The organism is Acinetobacter sp. ANC5681, assembly GCF_023488045.1.
Taxonomy (GTDB): Bacteria; Pseudomonadota; Gammaproteobacteria; order Pseudomonadales; family Moraxellaceae; genus Acinetobacter.
On the sequence record NZ_JAMFKZ010000006.1, the window covers coordinates 136,821 to 152,889 of the forward strand.

Here is a 16,069-nt window from a genome sequence, read left to right on the forward strand (position 1 = left end):
ACATCCATTTCTAATTATCAAAAAAGAAATATATAGAGGTCCCAAATGAAAGCAGCCTACATTAAACGTTATGGAAAAATCGAAGACGTACAGCTAGATGTACAGCCTGAACCATCTATTACAGAAAATGCCGTACTTGTTAAGGTTCATGCAGCAAGTATTAATCCTCTTGACTTACGAGTACTCGAAGGTGAATTCAAAGCAATCCTGCCCATTAAGTTTCCATTTATTTTAGGCAATGATTTTGCAGGCACAGTTGCTCAAGTTGGTTCAAATGTTACTCAGTTCAAAGTCGGTGATGAAGTGTATGCCAAGACAGATTTGAATGGTGCTTTTGCCGAATATACAGTCGTTCAGCAAGCTTCACTTGCACTAAAACCTAAAAATATCCCAATGGAACATGCTGCTTCTCTACCGCTTGTATCCTTAACTGCATGGCAAGCATTAGTAGAGATTGCAAATGTTAAAGCAGGACACAAAGTATTGATTCATGCGGGGTCAGGTGGAGTAGGCTCAATTGCAATTCAGCTTGCTAAACATCTAGGTGCAACCGTTGCAACAACGACAAGTGGTAAAAATACTCGCTGGGTCAGGGAACTAGGTGCGGATATTATTATTGACTACAAAACGATGGACTTTGAGCAAGAACTAAAAGACTATGATGTTGTCTTAGACACTCAAGGTGGAAAAACTTTAGAGAAATCACTGAGTGTTATAAAACGTGGCGGGCGTATTATTAGTATTTCTGGACCACCTGACCGTGCTTTTGCTGAAACGATCAAAGCCAACTGGTTATTAAAATTTATCATTCCACTTTTAAGTTGGTCAATTCGCAATAAAGCAAAAAAAAGAGACATCACCTACTCATTTCTGTTTATGCAGCCAAATGGTCAACAGCTATCTCAAATCTCACACCTTGTTGAAATAGGAAAGATAAAGCCTGTGGTCGATACAGAATATGATTTTTCTAAAATAAAAGAAGCACTTGAATACGTAAATACTGGACGAGCTAAAGGTAAAATCATCTTAAAAATTGTAGATTAATGTGAGAACCAGAGATTCAAACAAAAAAATAAGGGAGCCTCGGCTCCCACCTTCTATCGACTTGCCAACTTGGATTCAATCCATTGATTAATTTCCCAAGCTGACCAACCGACACGACCAACTGTTAAATTCGTCTGTTTCGGAAATGTTGGATCATATTGCTTATGACGCTCATCCATAATGTTATAAATCGTTGCACGACTTAACCCTGTAATTAGCATAACCTCTTTCAAATTAATAATCTGATTCATCTGAAAAGTTTGACCTGTGAACGCATTCATGATGTTGACTCCTGATCATTGATGCGAGCGGTGATTCGCTCAGATAATAGGTCAGTCCAATAAAATTTTACTGAGTCCAATCTCGTCCACCCCGATCTAATTCACAGCCCGTACATGCTGCTGTAAGCCTTTCTGAATATCCTGTACAAAACCATCACCCTGATTGAATTTAGGCTTTGCCTTGGTTCTCGCTGTTGTTACAAGCTGTTGCTCCGTTTCAGAGCTTTCATCCGTATAAAACTCCTCCACCAAGTCCAATCCCTCCTCTGAATTCACCTCAAACCGTGCATTGCCATACCCCTGCCGTGCCATCTGATCTAAAGCCTGTTGATTAAATCCTGAAGTTTTGCTTTGCTGATCTATGTCTTTCGCCACTTGAATCGCTTGTTGCAGATTGACGCCATCCCTGAGTGTTAAATCCACGTAATACACAGGCGTACGATAGCTTTGTGTGGTGGACTTACCCCTCAAGGTTAATTGCAACGGTAGGCAGGACAGTAAGCCATTGGAAGCTGCATGGTAATAGGACAAGCGTGCTGCCAAAGTCCGAATGCTATTAAAACCTGTGGTTCTAAAAATGAAGGTGCCAAGTTCATCACTTTCATCTAAGTTGACATGCAAACGTCCATAAGGTTTACAGTGACCTCCTTGTGCCAATGGACAGAGATCAGGTGACGGACATGAATGTTGTTCTACCCCTTGATTGGTCAATCGTTGGCAAGTTTCACCATTGCCTACACACACGGGACGTCCAGTCTGACGATCAAATAAGCTGTACTCTGCTCTTAGATTCAATTCAGGGTCATTAAAGATCATTCGTACAGGAATAGTTCTGAGCTTTTGGTTTTGTGCTTTGGCACGAAGTTGTTCATCCAATGGATGTTTAATCCAGCCTTCTTTGCCTTGAATTTGACTGGTAATGGTGAATTGGTCATCCTTTTCGGGCAATCGTTTACCATTCTTTTCTACCACTTTACCAATACTGATTCTGCCAAGTATGGGTGGCGTGATTGCTAAACCTTTGATCATGGTGATTTCCTCTTTTGTGTAAATGAAATTTGCATAAAAAAATCCCATACGCTGAGGTATGGGATTCTGGTTTGTGGGCTTGGATATTTCGCTTAGGCTAATCGGTATAAATATTGAAGCGCCGTGAACCTATTTTACTTTGTGGAAATTGACTCAGATATTCAGGATGCTGTTTCAGTAATGCCTTGCTGTCTAAACTGATCGAGTCCTTGGACTTTTTCCACGTCACTGAGCCGTTGGTGAATGTTGCGCGTTCAGCCTGCTGCATCTTGGCTTGCAGTTGGTGTTTAAGTTGATCGAATTGCTCCTGATGCTTTTCAACTTGATGACGTGCTTGTAGCAGTTGTTCAAACTGTTGATTAGCAATTTTGTCTTCAGATAAGTCCGTGGTACTGAGTGGTACATGTTCGGGATAGAGTAGTTGTAAGGCTTTGGCTGCCGATTCACTGGCATCAGCTTCGGGTGGAGTATCCTTTTCTACACATTCCCAGAAGTAACGCTCTGCATCGATGATGTGTTGAATCACCGATTCTGAACGGGTCACTTTAAAGATTCGGGTTTCATGCCCACAGATCAAGACGCAGATATGTGCAGCTTGTTTACCTGTCACCGCCAATTGATGCTGTACTTGGCACAACACGTATAAAGGCACACCCTCTCGCCACAGTTTGGCGCCATATTCCCCTGCGGTTTTGCATTCCAGAATCTGTACATCGGCATCACCCACCACCGAATAATCCAAGTTGGCTAACATAAAATGCTTATCAGGTTCAGGGTGTTGTAGCACTGCATTGACTCGACGGACTTTATAGTTGGTGTGCATGCTGTAGTATTCAGCCACTAAAGGTTCAAGCTGTTTACCCCAGTACAAGGGTGCATGTCCCTCGCTTTCATCTTCAATCGATTGTTGAATCCGCCCTGTTTTAATCATCCACAGTTCCAGCATCGACATATAGGGATTGAGTCCACAGGCTGCGGCGCAGTCACTACTACCAATGCCTTGCCGACGTACTTCCAACCACTCGGCTTGGCTAAGTTTCTTGGTATCCACAAAGCGTTTGGCGGTAAACAGTTTGGGACGATTGGCATGGATATTAACCATTGGATTCGGTGTTACGTTCAGAGGCGTGTTCAATGCTGTATTCATGATGATTTCCTATTTTGTAAATTTCGGGCATAAAAAAGCCACATCCGAAGATGTGGCTGTGAGGTATCTAAAGTTGTATTGGTTAATTGGTTGTTGAATTGGTTAGCTTAAGTGTTTGAGCTCAGGCAATCATTCTTAAAGCCTGTTCTAAGCCACGTTGCTTTAAGCCTGCTCCTGCACCAAACCAAGCGGAGTCAAGCCGATGATCTTGGCTCATAGCACGACGTTCATGGTCGGCAAATTCTGTGATCGAGCACAATAAGCCATAAGCGGTGTCTTTGGCTGAACTGAGTTCTGCCCCACGTCCATGCCCATTAAACATGGTCATGACTTTGGACATCGCGCGTCCATTAGGTTCAGCTTTTGTGGATTCGGCTGTTGGGGTAATGGGTATCGCTACATTACGATAGAACTGAATAATACTGTCATCCTGTTCAGCAATACTCAGACTGGTATTGTTAAACACGGCATCGAAATAAGCAGCCGCTTCCTGCTGTGTGACTTTACGTTGACTGAGTTGTTTCATTTCATACATGTGCTCTTCCCATGCACGCACTGAAATCCCCAATTGTTGCTTAATTTTCTCGGCATCGAACTTGGTGCTGTGTGGCACTTTGACCACGCCTGCACTGCTGTTCTGTCCTTTTAGTGCAATGGCTAAGGTGTTATTGCACACCACACGGATTGAGGTGAATTGAGCAGTGGTCGCCAATGTGCCATCACAAGCCGTTGCTAAGAGAATATAGCCATTGCTGACATCTTTCCCCTTGAGTGATGTTGTTTGTCCTGTTCGTGCCAATGCCCAGAATTTCTTGCCACCTTTAAGTACCCCTGCGGTTTCTAATTCAAAGCCTGATTGTTCAGTCAGGTCTTTGTAAAAATTTAGGATTTCCATTGGTTGCACTTCCTGATAACGCTGACTGACTACAGATAAAGGTGCATGGGTATCGGAACGATAAAGTACTCGCTGTTCCTCATAGGGCATGATGATGCTCTGCCCTCGTTCATTTTGTGCCATATAGCTAACATTGGACGATTCAATGCGCCAGTCCATGCCTGCCTGCTGTGCCCAGACTTCAATCGGTTGGTTTTGCGTGAGTTGGTTGCCTAAGCCATGCCAAGGGGTTTCGCCAATATAGGCCATTTGTTCAAGTTGATGTGCCATGTATTGTTTCCTTATAAACAAAAAGGCTGCTGGACTTCATCCCTTGATTGGAATGAAGTCCAGCAGCCTGATTCAGATTGGTCTTGTGAATATGCTTATTGAGCCCTGCGTGTAATTGGACTCAATAAACGCATTCTGTGTATTGATTCATCTTTATGTTATATAAGTGAAATTTCTTTCAATCCGTTCAAAAGCCTCAACGACTCAACCGTATAGTACGTGATGCGTATGTAGAATAAATATTACCTTCAGCTTATTGCGGTGACATCACAATTTCACGTCCATCCTTGAGTACCGCAACCACCTCTCTGACATTCCGTGGATCACAATTCAAGAAGAAGCGCATGGTTTTACCGTACAGAATTGGATTGGCACCATCACGGTAATCCGCTTTACAGTTGCCCCGATTCACCACCACTCGATCAAGAACAATGCGATCAGACAATGAGATTAAATGTAGATAGGCAGTTTCAACCACATTGTTTGGCCCAAAGACCTGATTCTTCACTTCAATACGATATTGCATGGAGGCATCGCCTTGGTCAGATGGCGCTTGTTGCGCATCCTTCTCGGCTTCTTGTCTATTCAGGGTTTCCCACTCCTCCCAGCCTTTGGCAATGAATTCTCTTATTTCCGCAACGGGCGTCACTTCTAAATTACTGAGATAATAGCCTGCGGTAGCTGCCGTTTCTTCACTGGGTGATTTTTCTAAAGACTCCAAATCCTGTAGTTCTTTCTCAGTCAGTTTGTCTGTTTGAACTTTTGCTTTGACTGCTTCGGTTTTCACTGCGGTATTCTGCGCTTGTGCTGCTTCTGGTTGCTTTTCACAACCGACCGTCAACATGGCGATGGTCGCCAACATCATGATCTTTTTCATTGTGCCTCTTTGCCTATATTGCTTAGGCATTCACATCAAGGTGCTGGTTTGTCCATGCACTGTTGGTAGTATTTGTCTTTGAAGACTTGTTTGGTTTTTTCAAAAGTCGTTGTACCACCGCGTTCATATTCAAAAGCATCATGAATGATGGGTCTGAGTTGTTCTCTCAGTTCATCGTTATCGCCTGCAAGCATATAAGTCGCTTCGGCAAAGCCACCATAGGTCAAACGTGCCTGCATCACGGTTTCAGCCACATTGGCTTCTTCCTGACAAGCTTTCTCTTGTTTGGAGCTACAGCCTGTAAGCAACGCAACGGCAATAATGAAAAGTAATTTTTTGTTTAGCATGTTCCTATCCTCTGCATTTGCCTACGGTATAACCTCTGGCAAAGTCCAAACGACGTCTGTCTTCATCATTAGTGATCGGTACAGTAAAGAATGGTTTGCCGTATTGTTCACGAATGCTGTCATAGCGACAGCTACAGGTTGCTTCACTTTCCACTGCGGTTTTAATGGCAGCGTTTGGATACATGCATTGTTCGATATAGGCTTTACGGTCTTTGGCATCCGTAGATGAACAGGCAGATAAAATAGGTAAAAGGCATACAGCAAGCATGCTGAATGTTTGAATTTTCATAAAGCTCCCCTCTGGTATTGTTCTGTATTGAAATCAAAATTTAAGACACAACGACGCATGCTCCCGAGTCAGGAAGATGTGCGAATATGAATAAAATGAGACGAATAAATCCCATCAACTGCTTGGCCAGAAGTCAGTTGTTTGAAATAGAATTCAGTACAGTAAGGGGATGTTTTGAATGACCATGACGGACTCCTATATGCATAAGAAGTTCTACCGAATCACTGCTATTTGATTATGGTGGCAGAACGAAAGGGGGTTAGCAGACTGGGCATATAGAACCAGCACGCGCGAACGCGTCCCCCTCCCGTTCTACCGCAAAGGGGGACGAGAAGGTTTCGCACAAGACTTATACTCAGGAAGAATATAAGTACCTGATACGCTATACGCTCGGTCTGCTAAAACCGACTGACAATGTAGGTCAGCATGCTAAGAATAATAGTGAGGGAGATTGAAGTCAATTCGGACACATGAAAATTGCTTGTTTTATATTTCTATATATTTATTGCTTACTTACAAAACGGCATGACTCAATTTCTAAATTTTGATTCTGATTACAAAAACCGTGGAATATTAATTAAATATCAGACGTGAAACGCGAATAATCATGAAAAACCGTTCCAGTGCGCTGAACCCTAAAACGGCTTAGACTAAAATATTGCTGCTTATATGAAAAATTTAAGCATTTCGTATAAGGCGTATGATGTTAATTTTAGAAATTATTAACTAACCTGAATCGCGGATATATCAGTCAAGAACTAAGATTAAAACTGAAGGATCAATACATTGATTTGATTACATATCATCGTAAAAACATGCAGTCGGTTCAATTATCAAAAGAAGATGAATATCACTTAAAACAGCGGAATAAAATAGAAACTTTATTTAGCTTGCTCAAAGGAACATACAATCTAGTAACAAGCAAAGCTCGAAGTGTCACAGGATATTTTGCAGGGATTTATGCATCATTATGTGCTTATCAGCTTTGCCATCAAAATAAGCCAACGATTCAAGTGAGTGAAGCGCTAGCTTAAACAGGATTCAGGTTAACCAATCTTCTGACGAACTACTTATTAACTCCTTAGCAGCTTGATAAGACTTACTTGATAAAATAAAGCTTGAACAAAAAAATGAATATTTAGACTTTTTGTCCATAAGCCACTGTAATCTTTCAATTGACTCAATGATTCTAAGTAATTGATTTCTTTTCGTAATAACTGTGCTTTTAAAACTATATTCCTCTAACGCAACGGATAAGTCATCTTCGTACTGAAAAAATTGCACCAATAACTCAAAATATGGACGATAAAGTCTAGTTCCTTTAAGACCACATACTTCAATTATTTTCGCCCCCATTTCATCTTTTCCAGTTAGCCTCATAACGCTAACAGCTAAATGATCCTCTGGATTATTAATATAAGTAATAGTAAATTTATAGAGATAAACTCAATATAATTAAAATATTAGAATCTTCAACTAATTTACTGTCCATTTAATATAATGGCTGTTATACGAAATTAATGGATGTCCGTATAATCGTGTAGTGAATGCATTAGGCTTAAAACTTAAAGTACAACACACCTAAAAATTAAAAAATACAATAAAAATTAGAGCTTTAATCTCCCATTTACGTTCCATCCTTAACTAAAGATTAGCTTCCTTTAATTTCCTTTAATTTACTAATTATTTGTCTTTCGTAATATTTATAAGAGGAGGGGTTTCCTTTGATTCTCAGCTGAGCTGTTTTTGGATTCCATTTATTTTCTATACTTTTGCCTTTATCATCTTTACGTTCTAGTTCCCTTCCGATACCCAAAGTTAATGAGAAAAAATTAATGAAATTTCTAGGCCCTACCCCTACAAAGGGCTTAAATCTTAATTTATTGTTAGCTTTGCTAAGAGAAATCGAATCTTCATGAAATTCTAAAGCCTTACTTTTTGGATAAGGCTCAACGAACATAACCTCTTTAATCCCAGCAGCAACAATATGTTTTGCACAATTATGGCAAGGAAATGTTGTAACGTATAATGTTGCACCTTCTGTGGAGTTATTTGATCTAGCACAATTTAAAATGGCATCCATTTCAGCATGTACCATGCGACCATATTCTGTAATATCTTTAATATCGCTCTTTTCAAGAACTTTTTTAATATCTGCTAAAACTTGCTTTTGGCTGGGAATATTTTCTGAAAGAATGCCTTCTAAATTTTGATTTATAGCTTCATAAATATCTTCAATTAAGTGATTACGCTGAATATGATTGCAGTCTTGACCACCCTTATACTTGTAATCTCTTCCTTCATTTTGATCCACTATTGTCCCATCACTTTCCATATATTCAGGTGTATACAATCCTCCCCCAAACTTAGGAACATCGTTAGTACCGGTAGATAAAATGCTTTTATTTTTCGCAATTACTGCACCAACTTGGCGAGATAAGTCAGCTGAACTTAAGCTGCTCATGAAAGCCATATAAATTGCAGATTCAGGAAAAGTCGGAGTTATATAAGGATTACCTAAAATTAATTTGATGAATCTAATAACAGCATTCTTAATATGAATACTAGATTTTTCATCTAATTTTAAAAAGTAATCAGCTCGGGGAAATGCAACACTAGTTCTTTGCCCCCACTTTTCACTTTCTTTTTCATCCCTTTTAATTAATAAGTTGGCTTCTTCTACAGACATACCAACAGTATTATTTAAAGTTTCCTTTCTTTTATCTTTTGATTCAAATACAGAAATTTGAAAAAAAGTATGACTGTATAGCTTTTTTAACGAAATAACCTCAGCGTCATGTTTTAAAGAGTTAATAATATATGCAACTCTTTTTTTAGAGCCAGTATAGGACTTTCTTAAATCATGTATTTTCTGAGCTACTTCTAAAGCGATATAATCTTCACCGTGAAATTCTCTTAATTTGTTACCAAGATCCATCAAAGAATGAATTCTTTTGAATTTTGTTGATATATCGAAGTTAGGAACATCTTTAATGTTAGGATGATTAGATAAAATATCTTCTGAAATTTTCACAATGAAAGTGTCGAAACCAAATGTATCTTCTAATTCAGTTTTTAAGATATTCTGAACAGTAGATAAATTACTGCCTACAGCTCCTACTAGACCAATAATAACTTCTTCTAAGCCATCGTCATTAAGTCTTAATAAATCATCAATAATTATAGTCACATTCATTACCCTCTATTTTTTTACATTATAATTAAAATATTGAAAAATATTAGTATTAAAAATGTATTTCCCCCCGTAAAAACGGACAGTTAACTTGCTAATTTAAGCGATCGAAATTCCCGAGGGGATTTCATTTTTAGTACACTACAAGAATTATTTAGTTATTAGGTAGGACATTTCTACTTGGGAATAACAATGTATACTCAAGTATAACATCCAAATTTTACCTATAGGAGTTGAGCCGAGTATGACTCAATTCCTTCAAAAACCTCAAATGACTGTTTTAGCTAATAATGTATAACTCTATCCAACTGTATTGAGATGTATAGCCTTTTAATCAATCAACATGAAGAACAACCAAAAGCCCTCATACCTTTCACACGCACTCTAAGCCGTTGATCTATCTTTTCAGCAGTCATACGTGCAAAATAGCTATACACAGATTTGAGCCTTTCCAATCCTATTGGGTCTTCACGCTTAATCATCCCTAACCCATTAAGATATTTATAACTTTCCTTTTGCTGAATGTTTTCTGTATTAGCTACCATCGTGTCACTGTTTTCCAAATCTTCATCCGCATGTTTATTCGTATGACAATTCCAATAATAGCCAAGCCCTTCCGTGATTTCATCCATCCATACCCTACCAATCCATCGAGCTAATTTGCAGTCATAAGTAGATGCAGAACCATCGTAGATCAAAAACAAGTGAACGTGATAACTCCCTAGTGGAGCCTGTTCTAAACACCAAGCATTAAGTTTCAGGTTTTTAAAACACTTATGCTTATTAGCCATACGGTTACGAAGCGTTTGAACATGTAGATTAAACATTTCAATATCAACCATATGCTGTTTATCCACATGATACTTCAAATCTACCCTGACAATGAGATTACGGCAATAACGGTGAAATAATATCTCTACCGTTGTTCGAAGTTTTCCTAATCTCCTCTTAACACTAGACTTATACTGACGTAGATCACTCAGGACCTTTTTCTTATTAACTTGGAATGACCAGCTATAAGCATCTAATAACCAATCACTGATTTCTAAAAGCGATGCATAGGTGTATTGACCATCTTGCATTTGCTTAAAGTCATAAAACTCATAGCTAGCCAAGAACTCAAATAAACCAACGTAGTCTGCATATACATGATTACAGGAATAGATCTGTTCAAAAGCATCTAGCAATCTAACCAGTTCAGGTAGGTCTTTTCTCTTCAAGCCATCATTAATAATCCTTTTAGTAAAAGATTCAATTTCAATCAGTCGCTTTAGTTCATGGAGAGTGTGTTGGTGAATGTTCATGATGAGTAATTCCGTAATATGCTCATCAGATCAGGTGTTTGAGTATTTTTTAATTCTTAATCTTTAGTTATATAATTCATATATATAATATCTACTACAGCTTTTCAGAGAAAAAAATGCCCTAGGATTCATTGAAATATAGAAACATTTCAATCTATTTATCCTAGGGAATGTTAGGAAATTGATCATTTTCAGCAAAGCTAAAGTTATTCAACGCTTACTGTCAAATCTTAAGGAAAAAATCAAGCAAAACATGAACCATTGATCATGACTATTCACTGTCCTTTTGAGTTGAATTTTTCTTAGCTTTTGGTTCTTGCCCTCTCGTATAACGTTTGATTTTCTTAGCATTTCCCATTTCTACCCATAGTATGAAAAAGTCCAAAAAGCAAAAATAAGGTAAATAGTATTTCATAAAACTTTTTCGAAGGTCTTTATCAATGGTTTCAATTTTTAAGACCTCATGCCTTAACTCAGCCTTTGGAGTAAAAACATTGCAACTACGCATGCTGTAATGTATTTCATTCGCTGAGTTCCTCAGTTTCTTCTTTTCGCTATAGCGTATGATAAATTTAGCCAAATACTGCTTTAGCATCTCTGTCAAATTGACATCTTGCAGTTTGGGTTGATATTCAAAAAACAAGGTTAAATCGGCATAGGTTTGTCTGCTCTGCCGCCGTGGACAGTCATATTGATCCCAACGCAGCAAATAGCCTCTAAGCCAACATAGCGGTTGCGCTGACTGACCCACTCGTAAGAGTTCAGTCAATATCGGTGATTGCTCTGCTTGACTCAAACTTTTGTTTTGGATAGTAAATTCAATCCGTATACGTAAAACATAAACATCTTTGGCTAGCAAATAACGAACGTACTTGGTAAGGTCTTTCAATCTACCATCTAAAACACCATGAGTTGATTTTTTGGGGTATACCAATTCATTTTTTAACAGGCTTAGTTTTTCATTTAATTGAAAGATGGCGGGTTCATTCAATTGTTGGGAATGAAGCTGTTGTAGCTCATCCCTATTTTCCTGCAAAAAATTTAAAAAGGACACTACGTTTTGAGATCGAAATGGTGCGCTTGATAGATGTTGAAAGAGGTTTGGTTCATCAAGTAAAGTTTTACAAATATTCAACCACATCCGACCCAATCGAGTGTGCATTTTTGAATATTCTTCAGGTGAGAAAAAACCAAACAACACTTTGTTTGGAATAATGAATAATTCAGGTTTCACCGCTTTTAGGGTTTCGCAAAACACTTCTATTCGCCCCAACAGATAACCTATCGTTAAATGTCCACCTTCATTAACTGGCAAATATGGATATTCTGAATAAGTAAGGTCAGCATAGCTCAAATACTGCTGTACAGGTTTTGCTAAATGTTTTCGATGAGCAAATATCTTTGTATCCTGTTCACTTAGATCATTGAGGGTAAAATAGCCTTTGGATAGCGACTCTAAATTCTTAGAAAGAGGTAAAAATGATGATTGCTGAGCTAAACATCCATATTTGATTTGATGTGCACTAAAACCTAAATTAAATTTGAAAACCTGTTCTACAGCAAAGAAGTAGCTAAATATCCAGTACCAAGTTTCGTTTATGGCCGCTACATCACTTTTTTTGATGAAGCCAACTGCCTTTTTATTAAAGTGTTTGCGAACAACATCATTCCAATTTCTAACAGTGTACTTATCCGACAAAGTAGAAAAAATACCTGCCAACTCTTTCTTGAATTTTAGGATAAATGTATTTTCAGGAAAGTACTTGGTTTCCTTAAGAATCAAAACAAAATGTAGATTGATGCCAAATTCCTGACTTGGTTCCAGTTTAACCAAGTAATGAATAAGTGTGTTTAATCCATCAACTTTCTGCAAGATCGCTTTTATTTTATCCTCATAGTCTGAATACAATTTTAGGTAATCACCCTCCCCCTTTGGCTGGTCTCTGTAAATTATGACATCGAAGCAAAAGACATAAATCTGCTCATGTTCATCTAAAGTTTTTTTGAATGTTTGCTCGTACTGTTCCTCATAAACATCTAAGCCCAATTGTTCATCAATAGAAGAGTCTGCTAATACTTTCGGCTTCAATCTTTCTAAAAAATCAAAAAAAACATCAAGCTCATAATCTTTAAATTCGCTTGCTACAAGCGGATGAGAATCAACACACAATCTCATTGCACTTTGCCCTAAGCGCATATTCAAATTTTGTATTAGGCCATGATTGCTTTGATCAAGCTCATGATTAAAACCTAGATATTGTGAAATTTTTCTAAAGATAAAAAAATCAAAATGATCCCGTTCAGTTAAAACATCACGAGGATATCTGAGACAATTAATCCATTTATTCAGCCCTACACGCTGCCCAATAGTCAAATATGGAAGTTCCTCAAGTGTTGGTTCCTGATCATTTTTGAGCATCAGCAACAACTGATCATAGTTTTCCAACAGATCAATCGTCTCTCTAAAAATAACAACTTCATGTTGCTGATTTCTTTTTGCTATGCGTTGAAACGACAAATGATATTTATAGCGAAGTACCTTATATAAATCACTCTTTGTTATTCTTTTAAGATAATGATACTTTTCCACGTTAATCCCTTATATTTACAAGACTACAATAAGCCATTACTTTTATTAATCAGTACTTATTCTATATTAAAATCATTATTTTTCTAAGTCATAATTCACTACATAGTAAGATATTAATTAATAATAAAAAGAACAAATCTATGTATCAAAGCTGTCTGTATTCGCTATTACTTAAGCTAAGGATTATTGAAAACTTAAGACCTGAGCTAAGCTTTCAAAAAGAAGATGGTGTGATACGTTTAAAGCAGGATAGAGAACGATCAACGAGCTAGACAAAGCATAGGCTTCGCAATGAGTACAAATTGGATTAGGTGGTTATTGTTTATTTTTACTAAACAAAATACAGCAACTCAACAATACTGCACCCTCATGCGATAGAGTTGCATCAATATAAATGAGCTAATTAAGCACCATATTCAACTCATTCAATAAGCCGAATGTATGCTATATTTAGCTCATCTTGGAAAGCTTCTGAGTGGAGATTAAGATGCAAGATTGGATTTGGCAAAGTGACAATTGGGTAAACTTCACATGGGAAGATGAAATCATCTTGCCTAAGACCCGACAGATTCATCAAAAAATTGGAATCCTACTTGGGCAAAGTCAACATGATTTAGCCAAAGAACAATTCACCTTAGATACTCTACTTGCCAATCTTGTAGCATCATCAGCGATTGAAAATGAGACTTTGAATGTTTATTCATTACGCTCCTCTCTTGCTCGTCGTTTGGGTGTTACGCTTGACCAACCGTATCCAAGCTCAGACAGATCTGAAGGCTTAGCCAATATCATGCTAGATGCACTTAACAATGTGAACCAATCTCTTACTGTTAAACGTCTCATGCAATGGCACCAATGGCTTTTTAATGATCCTGATTGGACAATGCAACGTTTACGTATTGGTCAACTCAGAGGTTCAGAACTAATGCAGGTTGTCTCTGGTCGATTAGATTATCCGACAGTTCATTTTGAAGCACCTCCCAGAAAAGGACTAGAAGAACGTTTAGAAACCTTTATAAATTGGTTTAATAACAGTCTAACCGACGCTTTGCTTGACCCCTTACTTCGTGCAGGTATTACTCACTTATGGTTTATCACACTCCATCCTTTTGATGATGGTAACGGTCGTATTACACGTACCCTCACAGACCTTGCCTTGGCACAAATGGATGAACAGAGTATTCGCTTGTATGCACTATCCCCCGTTATATTAAATAAACGCAAAAGTTACTATGAAATATTAGAACAAACCCAAAAAAATGATTCCAATATCACTAATTGGCTTGTTTGGTTTTTAGACACCTTAAATGACAGCCTTGAAACGACATTAAAGCAAATTAATCGAACATTGTTTAAAAGTCAGTTTTGGCATAAATATTCAAACTTAGATATTCATGAAGGACAACGCAAAGTATTGAATCGCTTATTAGATGGTGGTGAAAATGGCTTTGAGCATGGTATCAGCGCCTCACAATATCAGAAGGTTGCTAAAGTCAGTAAAGCAACGGCTACCCGTCACTTATCTGACTTGCTCGAAAAAGAGTGTATAATCAAATTGGAAGGTGGTGGGCGCAATACTCGCTATCAGATCAATACTCAATTATAAAAATCGTACTTTTATTTTTTACGGTATATTTTGCGGTAAAATCAACTTACCGCATAAATATTTTCATTATTTTTCAACCATATAAATCAACGTTTCGAGTCCCGCTGAGCGCACCATTTAGATAATTGAGATATAAACACTCGCATCCTTGAATAAAGTAAAAATCGATAAATAATTAATTTTTAAAAATAAATTTAACTATTTAATTAGCTAATAATCCTTTCACTTCGGTGAGTAAATCTTGCTGGTCTATCTCAGACGGATGAAAACTAGCTTTATAGAATGCTAAATCATCAGGCAGTAAACGCCATGTCATTTGAGTCAGCCCTAAAAGCGTTTGAGCATTTTTTAAAAGTTGTGCTGCGGAGTACAAGGTATTTTTGCGGTCTTGCCAGGCAAGATGACTGGTCATCACAATCGTACTAGTTATAAATCCCACTGTGGAAAGCTCATCGATAGTGCTGTGAGAAAATGTGACATTAGCGTAGATTCAGTATAGTGCGCTTTAATTTTCTCAGGTTTAAACTGCGTTTGGCGCACCGTAATTGTATTATGTAACATTATGGCTTTCCTTCCCCTAAAACTAAAACGCAAACAGCTTGAACTACATTAACAAGACCATCAAGAAATCATATATTCAACAGAAAACCGACAAGAGCTACATCATCCCTTGAACAAGCTTAGATATAAATTCAATCATAGTTCCAAATTAGAACTATGATTGAATTATAATCTACTATTCATGCTGTCAATTTGTTTTTCATGTATTTTCTCAATTTGTCCTATAAAGATATTTTGTGACCTTAAAGCAGTTATTTGCTAAATCAAGGCTAGATAAAACAATAGATGCGCCTAAATATCCCAAGACTTTTCAATTGATGTGATTTGACTGTGAACGCTTTGATGTTCTGCTTGTTTTACTGTGCACCATAGTTCCATAAATTCTTTACCTAAATATTCTGTAAGTATCTTGTTATTTTTAAATAATTTTAAAGCTTCAATTTGCTCAATTGGCAATAAATAATGTTAGGACTTACGCATTGACGGATTCAAAAAAGTATTAAAATGCTTTATAAAGTATCTGTGATCAGACGAATTAAACATGCTTCTACAACAACCTGTACTCTACCCATTTATATGGGCTTTCTCATGACAGAACCGAACTCTATTAGCTGCACACAACTTGCCGAGACTTAT

General features: G+C 37.7%; 14 protein-coding genes and 4 pseudogenes. 4 read left to right on the forward strand and 14 right to left on the reverse strand.

Annotated features, from left to right (window positions below):
• Positions 1-45: 45 nt before the first annotated feature.
• The gene (locus M5121_RS05975; protein WP_249570630.1) at positions 46-1,044 is read left to right on the forward strand and encodes an NADP-dependent oxidoreductase; all 999 of its coding nucleotides are present in this window, start codon (positions 46-48) and stop codon (positions 1,042-1,044) included.
• Between the two features lie 53 nt (positions 1,045-1,097).
• Here the strand turns inward: M5121_RS05975 and M5121_RS05980 are convergent, their stop codons facing one another.
• The 7 genes from M5121_RS05980 to M5121_RS06010 form a co-directional block, all read right to left on the reverse strand.
• Complete coding sequence (locus M5121_RS05980) at positions 1,098-1,325, reverse strand: AlpA family phage regulatory protein (protein WP_005402154.1); 228 nt, start codon at positions 1,323-1,325, stop codon at positions 1,098-1,100.
• A 96-nt stretch (positions 1,326-1,421) separates the two neighbouring features.
• On the reverse strand, positions 1,422-2,354 hold the full coding sequence (locus M5121_RS05985; protein ID WP_249570631.1) for a recombination directionality factor: 933 nt from the start codon (positions 2,352-2,354) through the stop codon (positions 1,422-1,424).
• A 97-nt stretch (positions 2,355-2,451) separates the two neighbouring features.
• Positions 2,452-3,501 carry a YqaJ viral recombinase family nuclease gene (locus tag M5121_RS05990; protein WP_249570632.1) on the reverse strand — a complete coding sequence of 350 codons (1,050 nt, stop codon included), beginning with the start codon at positions 3,499-3,501 and terminating at the stop codon, positions 2,452-2,454.
• 121 nt (positions 3,502-3,622) lie between these two features.
• Entirely contained in the window at positions 3,623-4,666 is a 1,044-nt protein-coding gene (locus tag M5121_RS05995) for a DUF932 domain-containing protein (protein ID WP_249570633.1), read from the reverse strand.
• A 253-nt stretch (positions 4,667-4,919) separates the two neighbouring features.
• On the reverse strand, positions 4,920-5,543 hold the full coding sequence (locus M5121_RS06000; RefSeq protein WP_249570634.1) for a hypothetical protein: 624 nt from the start codon (positions 5,541-5,543) through the stop codon (positions 4,920-4,922).
• A 35-nt stretch (positions 5,544-5,578) separates the two neighbouring features.
• On the reverse strand, positions 5,579-5,890 hold the full coding sequence (locus M5121_RS06005; RefSeq protein ID WP_249570635.1) for a hypothetical protein: 312 nt from the start codon (positions 5,888-5,890) through the stop codon (positions 5,579-5,581).
• 4 nt (positions 5,891-5,894) lie between these two features.
• Complete coding sequence (locus M5121_RS06010; protein WP_249570636.1) at positions 5,895-6,179, reverse strand: hypothetical protein; 285 nt, start codon at positions 6,177-6,179, stop codon at positions 5,895-5,897.
• Positions 6,180-6,913: 734 nt separating this feature from the next.
• Between M5121_RS06010 and M5121_RS06015 the strand changes: the two are divergent.
• Positions 6,914-7,213: pseudogene (locus M5121_RS06015) on the forward strand (transposase); the annotation flags it as partial.
• 7 nt (positions 7,214-7,220) lie between these two features.
• Here the strand turns inward: M5121_RS06015 and M5121_RS06020 are convergent.
• From M5121_RS06020 to M5121_RS06035, 4 genes are all read right to left on the reverse strand, one after another.
• On the reverse strand, positions 7,221-7,535 hold the full coding sequence (locus tag M5121_RS06020; protein ID WP_249570637.1) for a hypothetical protein: 315 nt from the start codon (positions 7,533-7,535) through the stop codon (positions 7,221-7,223).
• 295 nt (positions 7,536-7,830) lie between these two features.
• Complete coding sequence (locus M5121_RS06025; protein WP_249570638.1) at positions 7,831-9,369, reverse strand: anti-phage dCTP deaminase; 1,539 nt, start codon at positions 9,367-9,369, stop codon at positions 7,831-7,833.
• 341 nt (positions 9,370-9,710) lie between these two features.
• A complete protein-coding gene (locus tag M5121_RS06030; RefSeq protein ID WP_249570639.1) occupies positions 9,711-10,676 on the reverse strand; it encodes a YagK/YfjJ domain-containing protein in 966 nt (321 codons plus the stop codon).
• Positions 10,677-10,947: 271 nt separating this feature from the next.
• Positions 10,948-13,266, reverse strand: coding sequence for a hypothetical protein (locus tag M5121_RS06035; RefSeq protein ID WP_249570640.1), 2,319 nt, complete (start codon positions 13,264-13,266; stop codon positions 10,948-10,950).
• Between the two features lie 487 nt (positions 13,267-13,753).
• Between M5121_RS06035 and M5121_RS06040 the strand changes: the two genes are divergently transcribed.
• A complete protein-coding gene (locus M5121_RS06040; RefSeq protein ID WP_249570641.1) occupies positions 13,754-14,872 on the forward strand; it encodes a Fic family protein in 1,119 nt (372 codons plus the stop codon).
• A gap of 202 nt (positions 14,873-15,074) precedes the next feature.
• On the opposite strand, the pseudogene M5121_RS06045 reads toward M5121_RS06040, so the two are convergent.
• From M5121_RS06045 to M5121_RS06050, 3 genes and pseudogenes are all read right to left on the reverse strand, one after another.
• A pseudogene (locus tag M5121_RS06045) lies at positions 15,075-15,314 on the reverse strand (metal-dependent hydrolase); the annotation flags it as partial.
• A complete protein-coding gene (locus M5121_RS15975; protein WP_416332998.1) occupies positions 15,299-15,433 on the reverse strand; it encodes a hypothetical protein in 135 nt (44 codons plus the stop codon). The pseudogene M5121_RS06045 and the gene M5121_RS15975, both read right to left, overlap by 16 nt.
• 291 nt (positions 15,434-15,724) lie before the next feature.
• Positions 15,725-15,898, reverse strand: a pseudogene (locus M5121_RS06050) (glutamine synthetase family protein); the annotation flags it as partial.
• Between the two features lie 57 nt (positions 15,899-15,955).
• Between M5121_RS06050 and M5121_RS06055 the strand changes: the two are divergent.
• Positions 15,956-16,069: pseudogene (locus M5121_RS06055) on the forward strand (IS701 family transposase); the annotation flags it as partial.